General features: G+C 74.3%; 15 protein-coding genes. 1 reads left to right on the top strand and 14 read right to left on the bottom strand.

Features of this window, described 5'->3' with window-relative positions; all coding sequences use genetic code 11:
- Positions 1-16: 16 nt before the first annotated feature.
- From CLV28_RS13290 to CLV28_RS13260, 7 genes are all read right to left on the bottom strand, one after another.
- Positions 17-829, bottom strand: a complete 813-nt coding sequence (locus CLV28_RS13290; RefSeq protein ID WP_100423827.1) for a class I SAM-dependent methyltransferase — start codon at positions 827-829, stop codon at positions 17-19.
- On the bottom strand, positions 826-1428 hold the full coding sequence (gene idi / locus CLV28_RS13285; protein WP_100423826.1) for an isopentenyl-diphosphate Delta-isomerase: 603 nt from the start codon (positions 1426-1428) through the stop codon (positions 826-828). The genes CLV28_RS13290 and idi overlap by 4 nt, the downstream gene beginning before the upstream one ends.
- Before the next feature lie 81 nt (positions 1429-1509).
- On the bottom strand, positions 1510-2379 hold the full coding sequence (locus tag CLV28_RS13280) for a hypothetical protein (protein WP_100423825.1): 870 nt from the start codon (positions 2377-2379) through the stop codon (positions 1510-1512).
- Positions 2376-2882: a signal peptidase I gene (locus tag CLV28_RS13275; protein WP_100423824.1), complete on the bottom strand. Its 507-nt coding sequence runs from the start codon at positions 2880-2882 to the stop codon at positions 2376-2378. The genes CLV28_RS13280 and CLV28_RS13275 overlap by 4 nt, the downstream gene beginning before the upstream one ends.
- A gap of 63 nt (positions 2883-2945) precedes the next feature.
- Entirely contained in the window at positions 2946-3521 is a 576-nt protein-coding gene (locus tag CLV28_RS13270; RefSeq protein ID WP_100423823.1) for a SipW-dependent-type signal peptide-containing protein, read from the bottom strand.
- Between the two features lie 225 nt (positions 3522-3746).
- Positions 3747-5087, bottom strand: a complete 1341-nt coding sequence (locus CLV28_RS13265; RefSeq protein ID WP_100423822.1) for a permease prefix domain 1-containing protein — start codon at positions 5085-5087, stop codon at positions 3747-3749.
- Positions 5087-5464, bottom strand: coding sequence for a PadR family transcriptional regulator (locus tag CLV28_RS13260; protein WP_100423907.1), 378 nt, complete (start codon positions 5462-5464; stop codon positions 5087-5089). Before CLV28_RS13260 ends, CLV28_RS13265 begins: the two co-directional genes overlap by 1 nt.
- 141 nt (positions 5465-5605) lie before the next feature.
- On the opposite strand from CLV28_RS13260, the gene CLV28_RS13255 reads away from it, so the two are divergent.
- On the top strand, positions 5606-8704 hold the full coding sequence (locus tag CLV28_RS13255) for a DUF7927 domain-containing protein (protein ID WP_170062676.1): 3099 nt from the start codon (positions 5606-5608) through the stop codon (positions 8702-8704).
- Between the two features lie 13 nt (positions 8705-8717).
- Here CLV28_RS13255 and CLV28_RS16230 read toward each other — a convergent pair whose 3' ends face one another.
- Genes CLV28_RS16230 through CLV28_RS13220 form a run of 7 tightly spaced genes read right to left on the bottom strand, consistent with a single transcriptional unit; the run spans position 8718 to position 18679 of the window.
- Positions 8718-9674, bottom strand: coding sequence for a diguanylate cyclase domain-containing protein (locus CLV28_RS16230; RefSeq protein ID WP_100423820.1), 957 nt, complete (start codon positions 9672-9674; stop codon positions 8718-8720).
- Between the two features lie 33 nt (positions 9675-9707).
- The gene (locus tag CLV28_RS13245) at positions 9708-10826 is read right to left on the bottom strand and encodes an AI-2E family transporter (protein ID WP_100423819.1); all 1119 of its coding nucleotides are present in this window, start codon (positions 10824-10826) and stop codon (positions 9708-9710) included.
- A complete protein-coding gene (locus CLV28_RS13240; RefSeq protein WP_100423818.1) occupies positions 10823-11872 on the bottom strand; it encodes a LacI family DNA-binding transcriptional regulator in 1050 nt (349 codons plus the stop codon). The genes CLV28_RS13245 and CLV28_RS13240 overlap by 4 nt, the downstream gene beginning before the upstream one ends.
- 2 nt (positions 11873-11874) lie before the next feature.
- The gene (locus CLV28_RS13235; protein WP_100423817.1) at positions 11875-14226 is read right to left on the bottom strand and encodes a glycoside hydrolase family 3 C-terminal domain-containing protein; all 2352 of its coding nucleotides are present in this window, start codon (positions 14224-14226) and stop codon (positions 11875-11877) included.
- Positions 14223-16880: a family 78 glycoside hydrolase catalytic domain gene (locus tag CLV28_RS13230; protein ID WP_100423816.1), complete on the bottom strand. Its 2658-nt coding sequence runs from the start codon at positions 16878-16880 to the stop codon at positions 14223-14225. The genes CLV28_RS13235 and CLV28_RS13230 overlap by 4 nt, the downstream gene beginning before the upstream one ends.
- Complete coding sequence (locus tag CLV28_RS13225; protein WP_100423815.1) at positions 16880-17791, bottom strand: carbohydrate ABC transporter permease; 912 nt, start codon at positions 17789-17791, stop codon at positions 16880-16882. Before CLV28_RS13225 ends, CLV28_RS13230 begins: the two co-directional genes overlap by 1 nt.
- Before the next feature lie 3 nt (positions 17792-17794).
- Entirely contained in the window at positions 17795-18679 is an 885-nt protein-coding gene (locus CLV28_RS13220; protein WP_100423814.1) for a carbohydrate ABC transporter permease, read from the bottom strand.
- Positions 18680-18731: the final 52 nt, after the last annotated feature.

Genomic DNA, 18731 nt, shown 5'->3' with positions numbered 1-18731 from the left:
TGGCCGAACGGCCGGGTCAGCCGCGCCGGTGGGCGCGCACCACGAACCGGGGCGCCTCGTCGACGAAGTCCCGGCCCGAGGCGAAGTGCAGGTGCAGCGCGCGCAGCGGCGCCTCGAACCGGGCCACGCCCGCGGGCGAGAGGTCCGCGAGCGCCGGCACCTGCCAGGGGGCCGCGCGCAGGTACCAGCAGAACGTCGCGAGGTCGCGGAACGTGCGGGTGCCGTCGTGCTCGTCGACGTCGTCGACCACGAGGCCGGCGCTCTCGACGTCGGCGACCACGCCCTCGAGGGTCACGTCGTCGGGCCCCCAGGGCAGGGGCGCCCCGAGCGCGGTGTTGATGCGGATCCCGTCGCGCGAGTCGACCTGCTCGGTCACGAACGTGCCGCCGGGCGCGAGCACGCGCGCGACCTCGTCGGGGTCGAACGCCTCGTGCCGGTCGAGCACGACCGAGAACCGGGCGCTGAGGAACGGCAGCATGAGGCCGTCGTCGACGCCGGGGCCGACGGGACGCACCTCGACGCCGAGGGGTTCGAGCCGGCGTCGGGCGAGCGCGAGGTGCGGGTGCCACGCCTCGGTCGCGGCCGAGCCCTCGGGGAACGGTGCGAGCGTCGAGAAGAGGTCGCCCGTGCCGGTGCCGAGGTCGAGCACGGGCCCGGTCGCGTACCGGACCGCGTCGGCCGCGACGTCCGCGTAGTCCCAGCGGGTGGACGACGTGGTGCAGCGTCGGGCGACGAGGTCGGGGGCGACGTCCGCGGGGGTCGCGCGCGCCCAGGCCAGGTGGTCCTCGAACGGGGCGTCGCGATCGGGGAGGGGGAGCTCCTCGGTCACAGGCCGAGCACCCGGGCGAGCGTCCGCGCGCCCGGCGCGGGGGCCGTGAGGGGGGCGTCGGCGACCGCAGCACGGAGCGCGTCGAGCTGCCAGATCATCCAGGGGCTGAACGCCCACGGGGTCGCGGCCGTCGCGGCGGCGAGGTCGCGCGCGTCGACCCAGTGGTGCTCGGCGACCTCGTCCGGGTTCGCGGCGACGTCGCCGACGACGCGCGCGACGTAGACCGGGCAGACCTCGTTCTCGACGACGCCCGAGGCGTCGACCGCGCGGTACCGGAAGTCGGGCAGCGCGACCTGGACGTCGCGCACCGCGACGCCGAGCTCGTGGCTCGCGTGCCGGTCGATCGACTCGGCGGTCGTCTCGGTCCACCGGGGGTGGCCGCAGAACGAGTTGGTCCACACGCCCGGCCAGGTGCGCTTGACGAGCGCGCGGCGCGTCATGAGCACGCGGTCGGCGTCGTCGAGCAGGTAGCACGAGAACGCGAGGTGCAGCGGGGTCTCGGTCGTGTGGACCGCGGAGCGCGCGAACGTGCCGGTCCGGTGGCCGGCGTCGTCGACGGTCACGACGTGGTCGCCCGTCACGGGCTCGTGCTCGGTCATCGGGTCCTCGGGGTCGGTCCTGCGGCGGACGCCGCACGTCGGGGTCCCATCGTTCCACAGGCCTCGGGTGGCCCGGACGCGTCAGCCCGTGCAGCCCTTGACGGTGAGCGTCTTCCCGTCCATGACCGAGCCCGCCGACCCGGTCTCGGGGCGTGCGGTGTAGGTGTCGCCGTCGACGGTCGCGTCCCAGATGCCGCCCGAGTCCCAGACGGTGAGATCGAGCGGGAGGAGGTACTCGTACTCGGCCGGCGTGATCTGCCCGGCCGCGAGCGCCGCGTCGAGCAGGTCGGACCAGTCGACGACGACCTCGACGCCCACGTAGAACTGCGAGTGCCCCGTCACGGTGGTCACGGCGCACGCCTGGTTGTTGACGCCGTTCTCCTGGAGGACGGTCGTGTACGTGTAGGTGTCGTCGCCGGGCTGCACGATCTCCGGGGTGCCCGCGTCGTAGACGCACACCTTCACGGAGGCCGTCTGTCCCGCGACGATGCTGTGGTTGTTCTGGACGGCGTGCCAGGCCTGGCCCTCCCAGCCCACGGTCCCGACGAGACGAGCGACGCCCTCGGCGTCGGGCTCGGACGCGAGCGTGGCCCCGGTGAGGTCGCCCTGGTGCGCGCCGTTGAACGGTGCGAGCGACGTGGCGAGCAGCACGCTCCACTCGACGGGCGTGGTGCTCTCGGTCGTGACGTCGAAGGCGACGCAGAACTGCTGCTCCGACGACACCGTCCACGCCTCGTTCGAGACGATCGTGGCGTCGTCGCCGGGGGTGATCGGCCCCTCACCGCCCCCGCCGCCCCACGTGCCGGCGCTCGCCGCGCCAGCGACGACCGCGTCGTCGCTCCATGCGGCGTCCGTGGTCGCGATGGGCTGCGCCACGGCGAGGCCCAGGAGCGCGAGCAAGGCGAGGAGGGCCGCGACGAACGCGGGACGACGCGCGGTGCGGTCGGTCATGCGGGGTCCTCCTTCCGGGCGGGGCCGATCAGGGACAGGCCGACGAGCGCGAGCACGGTCACGAGCAGCGGGATCGCGACGGACGGCTGCTGGATGCGCACGACCCAGTAGCCTGCGCCGTCGATCTGCCACACGGGGTGCAGCACCTCGTCGCCGACCTCGTACGGGGCGATGTCCTCGGCCGGGTTGGCGTCGCCCTGCATGCGGATCTCGGCGCCGCCGTCGTCGTGGTGGTCGATCTCGACGACGCGGTGCGTGACGATCTCGCCGGTGAGGTCGCTCGGGAGCGAGACGACGTCGCCGACCTCGACGCCGTCGGTGTCGGTGGGGCGGTCGATCAGCAGGTCGCCCGTGCTGATCGTGGGTTCCATCGAGCCGGAGATCACGACGAGGGGCTGGATCCAGCCGGCCGCGGTCGCGGCCCACACCACGCCCGAGAGCACCCCGAGGACGGCCACGACCCAGAGGGTCACGTTGCCGACGACTCGGAGTGCTCTGCGCATCGGTGCGAGCCTACGGCCGGGGGTTCACGACGGCGCGGGGCGCCGTCCGGCCGAGGGCCGGGGTCAGGACTGGGCCTGGAAGGTCACGACGATCGTGCCGTCGGTGCCCTGGTAGGTGTCGCCCCAGTTCTCGGGGGTCGTGACGGTGAGGTCGACCGAGGTCTCCTCGTCGGCGTCGAGCTCCGGGTCGGCGATCGTCTCGACGTCGACGAGCGCGGGGTTGCTGCCGGCGAAGACGTCGCCCGCGGTGGTCACGGCCGCGTCGGGGGCGAGGGTCGCGGTCACGTCGCTCGCGTTCTTCAGGTACAGGGTCACGGTGCGGGTCTCGCCCGGCACGAGGCCCTCGAGCTCGCTGTCGGGGATCGCGATCGAGGTCGCCTCGTCGTCGGCGTCGGTCCAGGTGGTGCCGTCGAGCGAGCCCTGCACCTCGAAGGTGCCGGCGTTCGCGGTGCCGCCGAACCACACGTCGTCGCTCCACGCGGCCGACGTCGCGGCGGCGCCGATGCCCAGCAGGGCGATCGCGGCGAGGGAGATCTTGGCGGCCTTGCGGCGGCGGTCCTGGGTGGTCTCGACGGTCGGGGTCTCAGCAGTCATGGTGCTCTCGCTCTCGTGGCCGGGCGCGGCGAGGGTGTCCGTCACGCCGCCCGGAGTCTCGGGGGTTCGGCAAGCTGTCGAGGCGGGGGCCGACACCGCATTCCGCACCTCGTGCCCATTAGCACACGGCCATGGAGCGGCCGGCCATTCGTCGGGCTATGGAGATAACGATATGGCAACAGAGTTTGTGAATCAATGCACAACCCTGTGGCGCTCACCACCCCGCGCACCGCCGGAGCCGCGAGATCGTGGGGATCAGACGAGCCTGGCTCAGACGAATCCGACCACCGGCGGCAGCACCAGCACCACGCCCGCGGCCCACACCGCGTACACGGGTAGGTACGTCGTCTGCCAGCGCGACGCGTCGTCGAACGGGCGCCGGCCGCGCACGAACCCGAGGCCGAGCCATCCCGCGCGCACGAGGTGCACGAGCAGCAGGAGGTTGAGGCCGAGCGCGACGACCTTGTTGGGGCTCGCGCCGAACTCCGCGATGCGGCTCGCCATCGCGGTCAGCGCGACCGCGTCGACCACGAGCGCGACGCCCACGAGCACGAGCTGCAGGCGGTCCGAGACGCCGGGCGGGGCGAGCGGGTCGCGCGCCGAGATCGAGTACAGCAGCAGGCACAGCACGAGCACGAGGATCGCGTCGAGCAGGATCAGCAGCTCGCGCTCGACGTCCGCGAGGTCGCCCGCGCCGAGCAGCACCACGGCCAGGCCGACGAGCATCACGATCGTCAGCGGCGTGAAGACGCGGGTGAGCACGGGCGCGATGTTCTCGACGACCGCCTGCTTGGCCTCGACGAGCCAGGCCGCGACGACCACGGCCCCCGGGACGGCGAACGGCATGATCCACTCGCCCATCACGGTCTCGAGGTCGCCGCCCGCGAGCGAGACCGTCGCGGCCGTGAGCCCCACGAGCACTCCCCCGCCGAGCGCGAGCAGCGCGACGTACACCGCGAGCTCGCCCGTGAACCGCACGAAGTCCATGCGTCCCGGGTGCGACCTCCAGCGCCCGCCCACGTAGACCACGCCGAGCAGCCCCCACAGCACCACGGGCGCGTGCAGCGCCGCGATCACCTCGGTCGAGCCGCCCGCCGCGAAGGGGTACAGCGCGAGCACGAGCGCGAGCACCACGGCGGGCGCGACGACCGCGAGCACCGTGCGCACGCCGATCCGCCGCTTCCAGCCCAGGTAGCCGCCGAGGAACGGCAGCACGAGGAACGTGACGAACCGCGCGAGCACGTCCTCGGGCAGCAGCGTCAGGCCGAGGCGCACCGCGACGCCCGCCCCGACCGCGAACCCCAGCACGACCGCGAGCTCACGCCACCGCGGGCCGTCGCCCGCGTCGTCCGCCCCCGGGACCAGGACGAGCTGCTTCCACAGCCGCTCCGAGTGCTCGCGCGCGAACTCGCGCGAGACCGCGTCGAGCGCGCCCATGCGGCGCACCGCGACGAGGAACGCCTCGTCGTCGTCGAGGCCCGTGGCCCGCAGGTCGTCGACCTGGCCCCGCAGGTGGTCCTCCATCTCGTCGACGTCGGACGCCGCGATCGCGCGGTGCCGCCGCACGTAGCCGCGCCACTGGTCGATCTGCGCCTCGAGGCCGGCGTCCATCAGGCGAGTCCCTGCGCGGTCCGGGCCGAGGGGCGCACGGGCGCCGCGACGGTCGCGTCCCACACCTGGCGCAGCGCGTCGGCGACGACGGCCCACTGCTCCTGGCGCTCGACGAGCGCGGCCCGCCCCGCGGGCGTGATCGCGTAGTGCTTGCGCCGCCGACCGACGTCCGACACCCCCCACGTCGCCTCGACCAGGCCCAGCCTTTCGAGGCGGTGGAGCAGGGGGTAGAGCATGCCGTCGGTCCACTGCATGCGGCCGCCCGAGAGCTCGTGCACGCGCTTGACGATCGCGTAGCCGTACGACTCGCCGTCGGCGAGGATGCCGAGCACGAGCGGCGTCGCCGAGGCGGCGACGAGGTCCTTGTCGATGTGCACCACGCACTCCCATACCTTGTGCTGCTAGGGATCACTACCCTAGCAGCACAAGGTATGGGGCGTCGTCGGAACGGCTTCCGGTGGCGCGAACCGCGGTCGGTGCCAGGGTGGGTGCGAGCAGACCGAACGAACGAGGTGACGATGTCCGTCCTGCGACGCACCCCCGGGCCCCGCCCGACCGCGCCCCAGCCCTCCGCCGCCCGCCGCACGACGGCCGCCGCCACCGCGCTGACCGTGCTGGCCGGCACGCTCCTCGCCGGCACGCTCGGCGCCACCACCCCCCTGCCAGCGCTCGCGGCCGCCGGGAGCCCCGGCACCCCCGACGACCCGATCCTGCTGTTCGGCGAGGACTTCGAGGCCGCGGGCGACGGGCCGAACCTCCTGCTGCCCGACTACGTGGGGGCGACGACCTACGCGGCCGACCCCGCCTGGGCCGACCGCGCCAACTGCAACGGGTTCGTGCTCGACGCGACCACGGTGCAGGGCGCGGAGGACTGCTCCGAGGCGAGCCCCGTGGTCGAGACCCCCGAGCAGAGCTTCGACCACATGCAGGGCATGGCCATCGCGATCGGCGAGAGCCAGGGCGTCGCCGACCCGACGACCAACGCCGTCCAGGCGAGCTACACGGCCGCGACGGTCGCCGACCCGAACCTCGTGGTCTCCGAGACCGCGCCGATCTTCACGATGCCCCCCGAAGGCGGCCTGGTGCGGATCTCGGCCGTGGCCGCCGGCATGAACTGCGGGTCGTCGACCGCCGAGCTCCAGGTCTCGCTCGTCGACTCGTCCGGCACCGAGACCGTGGTGCCCGACGCGTCGTACGTGCCGACCGTGACACCGTGCGACGGGCCGACCCGGACGGTCACGACGCCCGACGGCGAGGAGATCACCGTCGCCGTCGCGACGTTCACGTCGGCGCTGATCGGCACGCTCGTCCCCGGCGAGACCTACTCGCTGCGCCTGCGCGACGGCGTCGGTGCGAGCCAGGGCAACGACTTCGCGATCGACGACATCGTGGTCGAGGAGGTCACGCCCCAGCTCGACAAGGCGTTCTCGCCGACCGTGACGCCGGTCGGGACCTCCTCGACGCTGACGTTCACGATCACCAACACGTCGGACCTCGGCGCGAAGCCCCCCTACTCGTTCACCGACACCCTGCCCGACGGGCTCGTCGTCGCCGACCCGGCGAACGCGAGCGACACGTGCGGCACGTTCTTCTGGGGACCGTCGCCCGGCGCGACGTCGCTCACCGTCTCCGGGCCCGGGCTCGACGACGGGTTCGTCTCGTGCACCCTCACGGTCGACGTCACCTCCGCGACCGCGGCCGGCTACACCAACGGCCCCGGGCAGATCAGCGACCTCACGGGCCTGCTGCCCCCCGCCGACGCGACCGTCGAGTTCACCGACGGCAGCGACGTGCGCGCGCTCGAGATCACCAAGTCGTCGTCCCCCGCGACGGTCGTCCCCGGCGGCACGGTCGACTACGTCGTGACCGTCGAGAACACCGGGACCGTCCCGTACACCGACGACGACCCCGCGACCTTCACCGACGACCTGGGCGCGGTGCTCGACGACGCGACGTTCGACGGCGCGACCGCGGACGCCGGCACGGTCGACGTCACCGGGCTGCCCGAGCTCGCGTGGTCGGGCCCGCTCGCCGTGGGCGCGACCGCGACCGTCACGTACTCGGTCACGGTCGACGACCCGCCGGGCGGTGACGCGACGCTCACCAACGTCGTCACCGGCCCCGACGAGTCGAACTGCGCGGCCGGGGGCGACGACGACCGCTGCACCACGACCACGCTCGTGCGCTCGCTCCGCATCCTCAAGTCGGCCGGGCCGACGCAGGACCTCGTGCCGGGCGAGGAGGTCACGTACACCGTGACCGTCGAGAACACGGGGACGGCCGCCTACACCGCCGACGACCCCGCGACGTTCGACGACGACCTGGGCGACGTGCTCGACGACGCGACGTTCGACGGCACCGCGACCGCGACCTCCGGCACCGCGACCTACGCGGCGCCCGTGCTGCACTGGGAGGGCGCGCTCGCCGTGGGGGCGACCGCGACCGTCACGTACACGGTCGTCGTCGACGACCCGGGCGACGGCGACGGCACGGCCGTCAACACCGTGACGGGGCCCGCCGGGTCGACCTGCCGCACGGGCCTCGAGGACGGCTGCCGGGTCGCGATCCCGCCCCGCGCGCTCGAGCTCACCAAGGTCGCCGACGTGGCCTACGCCGACCCGGGCGACACCGTGACGTACACCCTGACCGTGACCAACACCGGCCTGGTCGCCTACGGGCCCGCACGGCCCGCCGTCGTGACGGACGACCTGAGCGACGTGCTCGACGACGCGACGTACGCGGGCGCGGACGCGACCAGCGGGGCCGTCGGCTACGAGGCGCCCGAGCTGCGCTGGACCGGACCGCTCGACGTCGGTGCGTCCGCGACGATCACGTACCAGGTGGTCGTCGGCGACCCGGACGCCGGGGACGGGAACCTCGTCAACACGGCCGCGGGACCGCCCGAGTCGCGCTGCGTGCCCGACGACCAGCCGTCGTGCGCCACGGTCACGCCCGTGCGCGGCTTCACGGTCGAGAAGACCGCCGCCCCCGCGCAGGTCGAGCCCGGCGGGACGGTCACCTACACCGTGACCGTGACCAACGCGGGCGACGCCCCGTACACCGCGGACGACCCGGCGTCGTTCGAGGACGACCTGACCGACGTCCTCGACGACGCGACCCTCGGCGCGGTCGACACGACCGCGGGGACGACGTCCTACGCCGCCCCCGTGCTGCGCTGGGACGGGCCGCTCGACGTGGGCGGCACCGCGACCGTGACCTACACGGCCGTGGTCGACGACCCCGACGGCGGGGACGGGACCCTCGTGAACGTCGTGACGCCCGGGTCCGGCGGCTCGTGCGTCGCGGACGACGCGTGCACGACCGACACGCCCGTCGTGACCCCCACGCCCACGCCCACCCCCACGCCCACGCCCACGCCCACGCCCACGGACGACCCGACCACGATGCCTCCCACCCCGGCCCCGCCGACCACAGTTCCTCCGACGGACGTCCCCCCGACGTCCGTCCCCGGGACGGACGCTCCGCCGCCGAGCGGCACCGGCGGCGGACTCCCCCGCACGGGGAGCGACACCGAGGCGCTCGCAGCCGTGGCCGCCGCGCTGCTCGCGGGCGGGGCACTGCTCGCGGTCGTGGCCCGCAGGCGCCGGCGGTCCTGAGGCGCGCCGCGCGTCAGGACGCCGCGAGCCCCGCGGGGCGCGCACCGAGCACGAGGCGCCGCTCGCCCTCGTGGATGAGGTCCTCGGCGCTCGCGCCCGCGGCGACCGACCACACGACCGACGAGTGCAGCGCGACCACGAGCCCGGGGGCGCACCGCACCGCACCCTGCGCCCCGGCCACGAGGTGCCGGCGCAGGCTCTCGGCCGACGCCGCGGCCTGGACGTCGTCCATCGCCGGGAGGGTCGCGAGCACCGCGAACCGGTCGCCGTCGACGCGGCCGGCCTCGCAGCCGCGGGGCAGCGCGGCGGTGAGCCGCGCGGCCACCTCGGCGAGCACCGCGTCGCCCGTGCGCTCGCCGTGGGCCGCGTTGACGTGCGCCATGCCCTGCACGTCGAGAAGCACGAGCACGACGCGCGTGCCGCTCGCGCCGACCATCGAGCACCGGTGCGCGAGCGCCTGCCACGTCGCGCCGCGCGTCGCGAGCCGCGTCGCGGGGTCGTGCGTCGTGCGCTCCGCGAGCGACGCGACGAGCGAACGCATCACGTCGGACGTGCTCGCCGACGCCCACGACGACCCCGCGACCAGCACGTCCTCGTACCGGTGCTGGTCACCGCGCGCCATCGCGAGCGTCGCGACCTCCGCGACCGGCGTCCCGGGCCGCACCACGAGCGGCGACCAGTGCGTCACGCTGCCCGTGGGCTTGCGCTCGAGCACCGCGCGCCCGTACCCGAGCCGCCCCGTGAGCGCGGTCGCGAGCCCCGCGCGCGACACGACGCCCGTGCGCGGGCCGTCCTCCTCCTGGACCGCGACGCAGCGCACCTCGGGGGCCCGGAACAGGACCTCGAGCTCGCCCACGGGCATGGCCGCCCCGACCACGACCACCGGGTGCGCGAGGTCGGCGACGGTGCCCGTGCGCGGGCCCCCGCGCGGGGTGACGTAGCGGGCCATGGTCGCGATGTCGTCGTACACGAACCGCAGTCTTGCGCCGGTTCGGCCCTCTCGTCAGGGTTCCGCGACGATGTTCCCCGGGGGTTCGTCGGACGGTCGCCCGCCGTCCCCCGGCAGTTCGTCCAGGGCCTCGGACGCCGCCCGCGTGGGCCGTCCACGCAGGTGGGCGACGAGGTCGAGCACGATCACCGTGACGGGCGCCGAGAGCATCGCGCCGAGCACGCCCGCGACCGCCGCGCCCACGATCGTCGAGCCGAGGCTCACGATCGGGTGCAGCCGCAGGCGGTCGCTCGTGAGCTTGGTCAGCAGCAGCGTCTGCACCACGTTCTGCGCGACCAGGATGATCACGAGCAGCACGATCGCCGCCGTGGTGCCCTGCGAGCCGAGCGCGATGAGCACCGCGAACGCGCCCGAGAAGATCGCCCCGAGGTACGGGATGTACGAGGTCACGAACGTCACGAGCGCGATCGCCATGACGAGCGGCACGTCGAGCACGGCCGCACCGATCCCGATGATGACGGCGGTCAGCGCGCTCGTCGTCGTCAACGCCCCGAAGTACCGGCGCAGCGTCGTCACCGACTCCTCGACGACCGCCTCGCCCGACGTCCTGCCGACCGCGGACTTGGTCGCGACCCACGACTCGAACCGGGCCCAGTCGACGAGCAGGAAGTACAGGAAGAACACCGCGACGAGCGTGCCCGCGAGGAACGCCGCGACGCTCGAGAACGCGGACCCGAAGAACCCGGCGAGCCCGCCGAGCATCTGCGTCACGCCGTCGCCCAGGCTCGTCTCGTCGAGGTCGACCGACGCGAGGTCGAGGCTCGCGAACTGGTCCTCCAGCACGCCGAACGCCGCCGTGATCTTCGCGGCGATCTCCGAACCCTGGTCGATCACGCCCACGACCGTGAGCCACACCGCCCCGACGAGGATCGCCCCGAGGCCCAGCAGCACGAGCACCGCACCCACCGCGCGCGGTACGCCCCACCCCGCCATGCGGTCGACGAGCGGGTGCAGCAGCACCCCGATGACGGTCGCCACGACGAGCGGGATCACGAGGCCCGAGACCGCCGCGAGCGCCGTCCACGCGATCAGCCCGACCACGATGATGCCGACGACCGCCCACGCGGTTCGGCCGGCGCGGAGGACGGGTCGGTCGTCGTCGCTGCTGCTCACGGGTCCAGAGGACCACCGATCGCGGGCGGGCGCGAACCGGGGGCGCCCCCGAGCGTGCTCGCGCGCGCCACGAGGTGCGGGGCGATCACCGACCCGGGCCCGGGCACCTCGGCGGGCGGGTGCGCGTCGAGCCGCGCGAGGAGCGCACGGGCCGCGGTGCCGCCGATCTCGGCCGCCGGCTGGCGCACCGACGTGAGCGGGACGGCCGCGTAGCGCGCGAACGGGACGTCGTCGTACCCCACGAGCGCGACGTCCTCGGGCACCCGCACGCTTGCGTCGAGGAGCGCGCGCTGGATCCCGAGCGCGTGCACGTCGTTGGTCGCGAAGATCGCGTCGGGCGGGTCACCCTGCGCGAGGAGGTGCCGCGCGACGGCCGCACCCTCGTCGAGCCCGAGGTCGGCGGACCGGTCGACGCGGAGCGTCGCCCCCTCGACGCCCTCGACGACGGCGCGGAACCCGCGCTCGCGTCGTGCGGTCTGCTGCACGCCCGTCGGTCCGGTGGCGAGCACGAACCGGCGGCGCCCGAGGCCCACGAGGTGCTCCGCCGCGGCACGACCGCCCGCGAGGTGGTCGACCTCGACGCCGCGCAGCACCCCGTCGGGGTCGCCGTGGTCGACCAGGACCACGGGGGTCCCGCGACGGTCGACGCCCTGGAGCCCCGCGACGTCCTCGTCCGAGGGTGCGACGAGCACGCCGTCGAACCGCAGCTGCTCGAACAGCCCGACGAGGTTCTCCTGGCGGCTCGCGGACTCGCGCGAGCTGCCGACGACGACCGCGAGCCCCGCCTCGACCAGGACGGCCTCCGCGGCCTCGACGACCTGCGCGAACCACGGGTTGGACGCGTTCACGACGCTGATGCCGACGATCCCGGACCGCCCCCAGCGCAGCTGGCGCGCCGAGAGCCGCGGTACGTAGCCGAGCGTGTCCACCGCGCGCGCGATCCGCGACGCGGTGGACGGCGAGACCTTGGTCGGCTGGTTCAGGTAGTTCGACACCGTCGAGACCGAGACGCCCGAGGCGCGCGCGACGTCCGAGATCGAGACCATGCTCAGCCCCCGGGGCGAGGCTCCGCGGCGATCCCGTCGCGCACCGCGTCGAGCAGCGCGGGCCCCAGCGCGGGGGCCGGGCCGTCGAACAGCCGGTGCACGGGCATGTCGCCGATCATCTGGCGCACCGTCGGGTCGCTCAGGAACCCGACCGACGCGCCGCTCGGGTCGCGGCGGCCCGCCTCGGCGAGGAGCAGCGGCCCGGCGAGGTCGTCGGTCAGCCACTCCCGCAGCGTCGAGCCCTCCGTGAGCGTGGGGCGCGCGTGGTCGCCCTCGCGGTGGACGCCCACCTCGCCGCGCAGGTCTCGCGACGACGCCCCGACCGCGACGACGTGCTCGCCCGCCGATACCGCCCAGCCGTGCGTCCGGTCGTCCCAGCGCGCGAACGCCCGCCGGTCGAGCACGACCTCGACCGTGCGCGACGCGCCGGGTGCGAGCTCGACGCGCCCGAACGCCGCCAGGCGCCGGACCTCACGGTCCGCGACGTCCTGGGGGTCGCTCACGTAGACCTGCCAGACCTCGGCACCGGCCCGGTCGCCGCGGTTGGTCAGGTCGAACGCGAGGACGACGTGCGCGTCGTCCGCCGCCGTCACGGTCGGTGCGCCGTACCCGAACCGGGTGTACGTCAGCCCGTGCCCGAACGGGTAGGCGACGGCACGGTCGGCCCGGTCGTACCAGCGGTACCCGACGAGGACCCCCTCGCCGTGCAGCGCGCGCCCGTCGCTCGCGGGGAACCCCGGCCAGGCGGGCGTGTCCTCGATCGCGAGCGGCACCGTCTCCGCGAGGCGCCCCGAGGGGCCGACCACGCCGAGCAGGACGTCCGCGAGCGCCGCCCCGCCCGCGCAGCCCGGGAGCCACGCGGCGAGGACCGCGCCGACGCTCTCGCGCCACGGCATCGCGACGACGCCGCCCGCGTTGACCACGACCGTCATCGGCGTACCGGTCGCCGCGAGCGCCTCGATCAGCGCGACCTGATCGGCCGGGAGGTCGATCGTCGTGCGGTCGGAGCCCTCGCTGTCCTCGCCCGACGGCGTGCCGACCACGAGCACGACCGCGCTCGCCCCGCGCGCCCGCGCGACGGCCTCGTCGCGCAACCGTGCGGCCCGTGCGGCGGTGTCGGTGCTCGTGTCGCTGTTCGTGCCCGCGTCCTCGTCCGTCTTCGGACCACCGGCGCCGTCAGCGCCGTCAGCGCCGTCAGCGGGACCGTAGCCCGGCGCGAACGCGCTCGGTCCGGGCCAGGCCGCCTCGAGAGCGTCCCACGGGGTGTCGGCGCTCGTGCCCACGACCTCGGCGCTGCCGCCGCCCTCGCGGCGCGGCGCGCGCGCCAGGGCGCCGACGACGAGCAGCTCGCCCTGCCCGGTGAGCGGCAGCGTCTCGCCCTCGTTGCGCAGGAGCACGAACGACGCGGCGGCCGCACGGCGGGCGAGTGCCACGTGCCGCGCCGCGCGGTCCCCGTCGTCGTCCGCGGGCGCGGACCCGGCGCCCCAGCGGCGCGCGACCGCGTCGAGACGCGCGACGGCCGTGTCGACCGCGGAGCGCGGGAGGTCCCCGTCGGCGACCGCGGTGACGATCGCGTCGACGGCGGCGGGCGCGGGGCCGGGCATCTGCAGGTCGCAGCCGGCGGCGACGGCCGCGACCGGGTCGTCGACCGCGCCCCAGTCGGAGACGACGACGCCGTCGAAGCCCCACTCGTCGCGCAGCACGCCCGTCAGCAGGCCGGGGTGCTGGGCGGCGTGCACGCCCCCCACCCGGTTGTACGAGGCCATGACCATGGCCGGTGCCGACGTCGTCACGACCTGCTCGAACGCCGGCAGGTAGATCTCGCGCAGCGCCCGCTCGGAGAGCTCGGCGCTCACGCGCATGCGGTCCGTCTCCTGGCTGTTGACGGCGAAGTGCTTGACGCACGCGCCGACGCCGGCCGACTGGACGCCGCGCACGAACGCCGCGCCGACGCGCCCCGCGAGGTGCGGGTCCTCCGCGTAGTACTCGAAGTTGCGCCCGCCGAGCGGCGACCGCTTGATGTTGACCGACGGTCCGAGCAGCACGTGCGCGCCCGCGGCGCGCGCCTCGGTGCCGATCGCCGCGGCGACCTCCTGGACGAGGTCGACGTCCCAGGTCGAGGCGAGCGCGACGGGCGCGGGGAAGCTCGTCGCCGGCACCTTGCCCGAGAAGTCGGGCAGGTTCATCGCGAGGCCGCTCGGTCCGTCCGCGAGCACGAGCTCCGGCCGGTCGGCCCCCGGCACGGTGCTCGCCATCGCGGCACCGACCAGCGCGACCGCGGCCGGGCGGACGTCGCCGGGCCGCGCGACGTCCGCGACGTCGTCCGGCACCGGGGCGGGCACCTGTGCGGTCATGACGCGACCCCCTCGCGGATCATCTGCTGCCTCTCCTGCGGATCGTGGACGTTCCAGCGCCGGGGCGCGACCGGGTCGTCGACCGCGGGCCGCACGCGGCACGCGTGCGTGCTGGTCCCCGGGCCGACCTCGACGGGCGCCGAGCCGTCGGGCAGGCGCACCGTTCCCCGTGCCCCGGGCGGGACCTCGACGGTCAGGTGCAGGACGTCGCCCTCGCGGCGCCAGGCCGAGCGGACCATCCCCTGGGGCGAGAGGTGCTCGGCCGACGCGTGCGTCAGCCCGCCCCCCGGGACCGGCGCGAACAGCACGTGCCGGTAGCCGGGCGCGGCCGGCGCGAGGCCGCCCACGACGCGGTGCAGGTGGTCGACGACGGCCCCGAGCGCGTAGTGGTTGAACGACGTCATCTCGCCGGGGTTGATCGTGCCGTCCGGCAGCATCGAGTCCCAGCGCTCCCACACGGTGGTCGCGCCCATGGTGACCGGGTACAGCCACGACGGGCACGCCGTCTGCAGGAGCAGGTGGTAGGCCGTGTCGGGGGAACCGGTGCGGGCGAGCGCGTCGCACACGAGCGGCGTCCCGACGAACCCCGTGCTGATCCGGTGGTCGCTCTCGACGACCTTCTCGACGAGCCGCGCCCCGGCGACGGCGAGCTGCCGCTCGTCGAGGAGGTCGAAGCAGATCGCGACCGACAGCGCGGTGACCGTGTCGCTCACCACGCGGCCCGCGGGCGAGACGAACGTCGACCGGAAGGCGGCCCGCGCACGGTCCGCGATCGCGGCGCACCGGTCGGCCTGCGCGGGCTCGTCGAGGAGCTCGTACGTGCGGGCCACGAGCGCGGCGGACCGCGCGTGGTACGCCGTCGCGACGAGGTGCGCGTCGGTCGCGGAGTCGCCGGGACGCGTGGGCGGGGCGGCCGGGTCGAGCCAGTCCCCGAGCTGGAAGCCCGAGTCCCACAGGCCCGTGCCGCCCGTGAGGGCGTCCACCTGGTCGACCCATGCGGCCATGCTGGCGACGTGGTCGCGCAGGATCCGCAGGTCGCCCGTGCGCTCGTACAGCGTCCACGGGACGATCACCGCGGCGTCCCCCCAGGCCGCCGCGGGCTCCGCCGGGAACCCGCACTCGAGCCACGGGTGGAAGTTGCGCACGGTCCCCTGCGCGCGCTGCTCGGCCCCGAGGTCACGCAACCAGCTCAGCAGCACGCCCGTGCTGTCGTGCAGGAACGCCGCCGCGGGGGCGAACACCTGGATGTCCCCGGTCCAGCCGAGACGCTCGTCGCGCTGCGGGCAGTCGGTCGGCAGGTCGACGAAGTTGTCGCGCATGCTCCACACGACGTTCTCGTGGAACCGGTCGAGCAGCGGGTCGGACGACGCGAACCAGCCGGTGCGGGTCATCGCGGAGTGCACGACGAGCGCCTCGACGGTCGAGGGGTCCGCGCCGTCGGGCCACCCCTCGAGCTCGGCGTACCGGAACCCGTGCAGCGTGAACCGCGGGGTCCAGGTCTCCTCGCCGGTCCCGGCGAACACGTACGTGTCGACCGAGGTCGCCGAGCGCAGCGGACGCACTCCCAGCGCGTCGCCCTCGAGCACCTCGGCGTGGTGCAGGCGCAGCACGTGCCCCCGCGGCGCGGCGGCGCTCACGCGCAGCCGGCCCGAGACGTTCTGGCCGAAGTCGAGCCGCACGCGGCCGTCGGGGCGGCGTTCGACCGCGACCGGGCGCAGCACCTCGGTGACCCGCACGGGCGGCCCGGGCGGCTCCTCGAGCGCGTGCGTGAACAGCTCGCGCGGGAGGGTCGTGGGTACCTCCCACGCCGAGTCGTCGAACCCGGGGAGCGACCACCCGGGCTGCTCGAGCCGCGCGTCGTGCGTCTCGCCCTCGTAGAGCCCGGTCGCCACGACCGGGGCCGGCGCGGTGCGCCACTCGAGCGGCAGCCGCTCGACCCGGCCGTCCGCCCGGTGCGCCTCGACCTGGACGAGGACGGCGACGTCGCGCCCGTAGACGTCCCACAGGCCGCCGTTGAACCCGAGGCGGCCGCGGTACCAGCCGTCCGCGAGCCACACCCCGAGCACCGACCCGGTGCCGGGACGCACGACGTCGTCGAGGTCGATCGTCCGGTAGCGCAGCCGGTGCTCGAAGCTGCTCCACCCCGGTGCGAGCTCGTCGTCGCCCAGGCGCTCGCCGTCGACCTCGAGCTCGTGCACGCCGTGCGCGGTCACGTAGGCGCGCACCCGGACGGCCCAGGCGGGCACGTCGAGCCGGGCGCGCAGCAGGTGCGCGGGCCGCGGACCGTCGGCCGACGCCTCGGTCGAGGGCGAGACGAACGGCTCGGCCCAGTCCTGCGGGTCGAGTCCGGCCTCGACCACGAGCGGCGGGGTCCACGGCGTCGTCGTGCCGTCCGAGAGCGTCGAGCGCACGCGCACGTGCGACCGCTCGCGGCTGCGCAGGGGCGCCCCGGGCCAGTCCACGAGCGACGTGCCGGACCCGTGCCCCGTGGTGCGGGACGTCTCGTCCCCGTCGCGGGCGACCTCGATCTCGTGCGCGACCTGCTCGACGCCGTGCGGGAGGCCCTCGAGCCGCCAGCTCAGCCGCGGGCTGCGGTCCCCGACGCCGAGGCCGTCGGGCCGGTGCTCGACGCGCAGGTCGACGGCGCCGGGCATCAGCCCTTCACCGATCCGGCGGTCATGCCCTTCATGACCCGCTGGTTGAGGAACAGGTAGATCGCGAGCGTGCCGAACACGTTGAGGCAGATCGCCGCGAACGTGGGCCCGTAGTCCACCTGACCGAACTGTCCGCGGAAGTTCAGCAGACCGACCTGGATCGTGCGCAGGTCGTCGCGGTTGGTGAACGTGAGGGCGATCAGCAGGTCGTTCCAGATGAAGAAGAACTGCACGAGCGCGACCGTGAAGATCGCGTTGCGCACGAGCGGCAGCCCGATCGAGAAGAAGGTCCTGAAGATGTTCGCGCCGTCGAGCGTCGCGGCCTCGAAGATCTCGCGCGGGACGTTGCGGAAGAACGTCGCCATCATGAAGACCGTCAGGGGCAGCCCGATCGCCGAGTAGGTGATGATCAGCGGCCACAGCGTGCCGGTGATCCCGACCTCGAAGTACATCGTGAACAGCGGGAGCAGGATCATCTGCCCGGGCACCATGATCCCGGCGAGGAACAGCAGCAGCGTCGTGCCGCGCCCCTTCCAGACCATGACCTCGAGCGCGAAGCCGGCGGCGACGCCCAGCAGGATCGTGATGGCGAGCGACGGGAACACCGCGAGGACGCTGTTGCGGGCGTACGTGCCGAGGTTGCCGTCCGTCACGGCGGTGACGTAGTTGGAGAAGTTCGTCCAGCTCTCGGGCAGCGCGAACGTCGGGTTGTTCAGGAACTCCGACTGGGTCTTGAGCGAGCCGAGCACGAGCCACACGAGCGGGTACACGACGATCACGAGCACGAAGGCCGTCAGCGCGCCGGTCCAGATCGAGCGTCGGACGACGTGCGGCGGGCGGCGACGACGCTGACGACGGTCGGTGGGCGCCGGGGGCGGGGTGACGCGGGCGGGGGTCATGGTCTGGGACATGGGTCAGGCCTTCGTGAGGTCGCGGCGGCTCGAACGGAAGATCACGAGGGTCACCACGAGGCAGAACATCGTGAGCAGCAGCGCGATCGAGCTGCCGTAGCCGTACTCGCCGTAGGTGAACGACGTCTGGTACATGTACAGCGTCAGCGGGGTGGTCTGGTTGCCGGGGCCGCCGTTGGTCAGCGCGAGCACGGAGTCGAAGACCTTGAGCGTGCCGTTGATCGAGAAGATCACGGCGGACAGCAGCACGGGGAGCGAGAGCGGCACGACGATGTGGCGCACGAGGCGGAACCCGGAGGCGCCGTCGAGGCGGGCCGACTCGAGCGTCTCCTCGGGGATGTCCACGAGGCCGGCGTAGAGCAGCACGGCGTAGAAGCCCATCGAGCGCCAGGTCTCCATCGCGATGATGACCCAGAAGGCCGTCGTCCCGCTCGCGAACCAGTCGACGCTGCCGATGCCGACCGCCTCGAGGAGCGCGTTCACCGGCCCCGTGCGCGGGGCGGACTCGAAGAGCTGCTGGAACAGCAGCGCGACCGCGACCGTGGGCAGCACGACGGGGAAGAACACGAGCGTGCGCACGATGCCCGACGACCTGCGCAGCACGAAGACGTAGAACAGCGCGAGCAGGTAGCCGACGATCACCTGGACGAGGGTCAGCAGCACGGCGAACCGGACCGTGAACCACGTCGCGGTGCGGACGTCGGGGTCGTGCAGGAGGCGCGTGAAGTTGTCCAGGCCGACCGGCTCGAACCCGGTGATCGCGTTGCCCTCGAAGAACGTGTAGCCGAACGACCACACGACGGGGACGAGCATGACCAGCGTGTAGACCAGGAGCGCGGGGCCGAGCAGGAGTGCGATGGCGCGCTTGTCGCCGAGGACGTGTCGCATGGGTTCTCTACTTTCCGGGGTACGCGGGCGCCCGTCGCCGACGGGCGCCCGC

The sequence above is a fragment of the Sediminihabitans luteus genome (assembly GCF_002797595.1).
Taxonomy (GTDB): Bacteria; Actinomycetota; Actinomycetes; order Actinomycetales; family Cellulomonadaceae; genus Paraoerskovia; species Paraoerskovia lutea.
This window is presented reverse-complemented; position numbering and strand designations above follow the sequence as displayed.

Coding starts and splice junctions, on each gene's coding strand:
- idi (WP_100423826.1), bottom strand. CDS start 1,428: ATGACCGAGCACGAGCCCGTGACGGGCGACCACGTCGTGACCGTCGAC.
- CLV28_RS13280 (WP_100423825.1), bottom strand. CDS start 2,379: ATGACCGACCGCACCGCGCGTCGTCCCGCGTTCGTCGCGGCCCTCCTC.
- CLV28_RS13275 (WP_100423824.1), bottom strand. CDS start 2,882: ATGCGCAGAGCACTCCGAGTCGTCGGCAACGTGACCCTCTGGGTCGTG.
- CLV28_RS13265 (WP_100423822.1), bottom strand. CDS start 5,087: ATGGACGCCGGCCTCGAGGCGCAGATCGACCAGTGGCGCGGCTACGTG.
- CLV28_RS13255 (WP_170062676.1), top strand. CDS start 5,606: ATGTCCGTCCTGCGACGCACCCCCGGGCCCCGCCCGACCGCGCCCCAG.
- CLV28_RS13240 (WP_100423818.1), bottom strand. CDS start 11,872: ATGGTCTCGATCTCGGACGTCGCGCGCGCCTCGGGCGTCTCGGTCTCG.
- CLV28_RS13235 (WP_100423817.1), bottom strand. CDS start 14,226: ATGACCGCACAGGTGCCCGCCCCGGTGCCGGACGACGTCGCGGACGTC.
- CLV28_RS13230 (WP_100423816.1), bottom strand. CDS start 16,880: ATGCCCGGCGCCGTCGACCTGCGCGTCGAGCACCGGCCCGACGGCCTC.
- CLV28_RS13225 (WP_100423815.1), bottom strand. CDS start 17,791: ATGTCCCAGACCATGACCCCCGCCCGCGTCACCCCGCCCCCGGCGCCC.
- CLV28_RS13220 (WP_100423814.1), bottom strand. CDS start 18,679: ATGCGACACGTCCTCGGCGACAAGCGCGCCATCGCACTCCTGCTCGGC.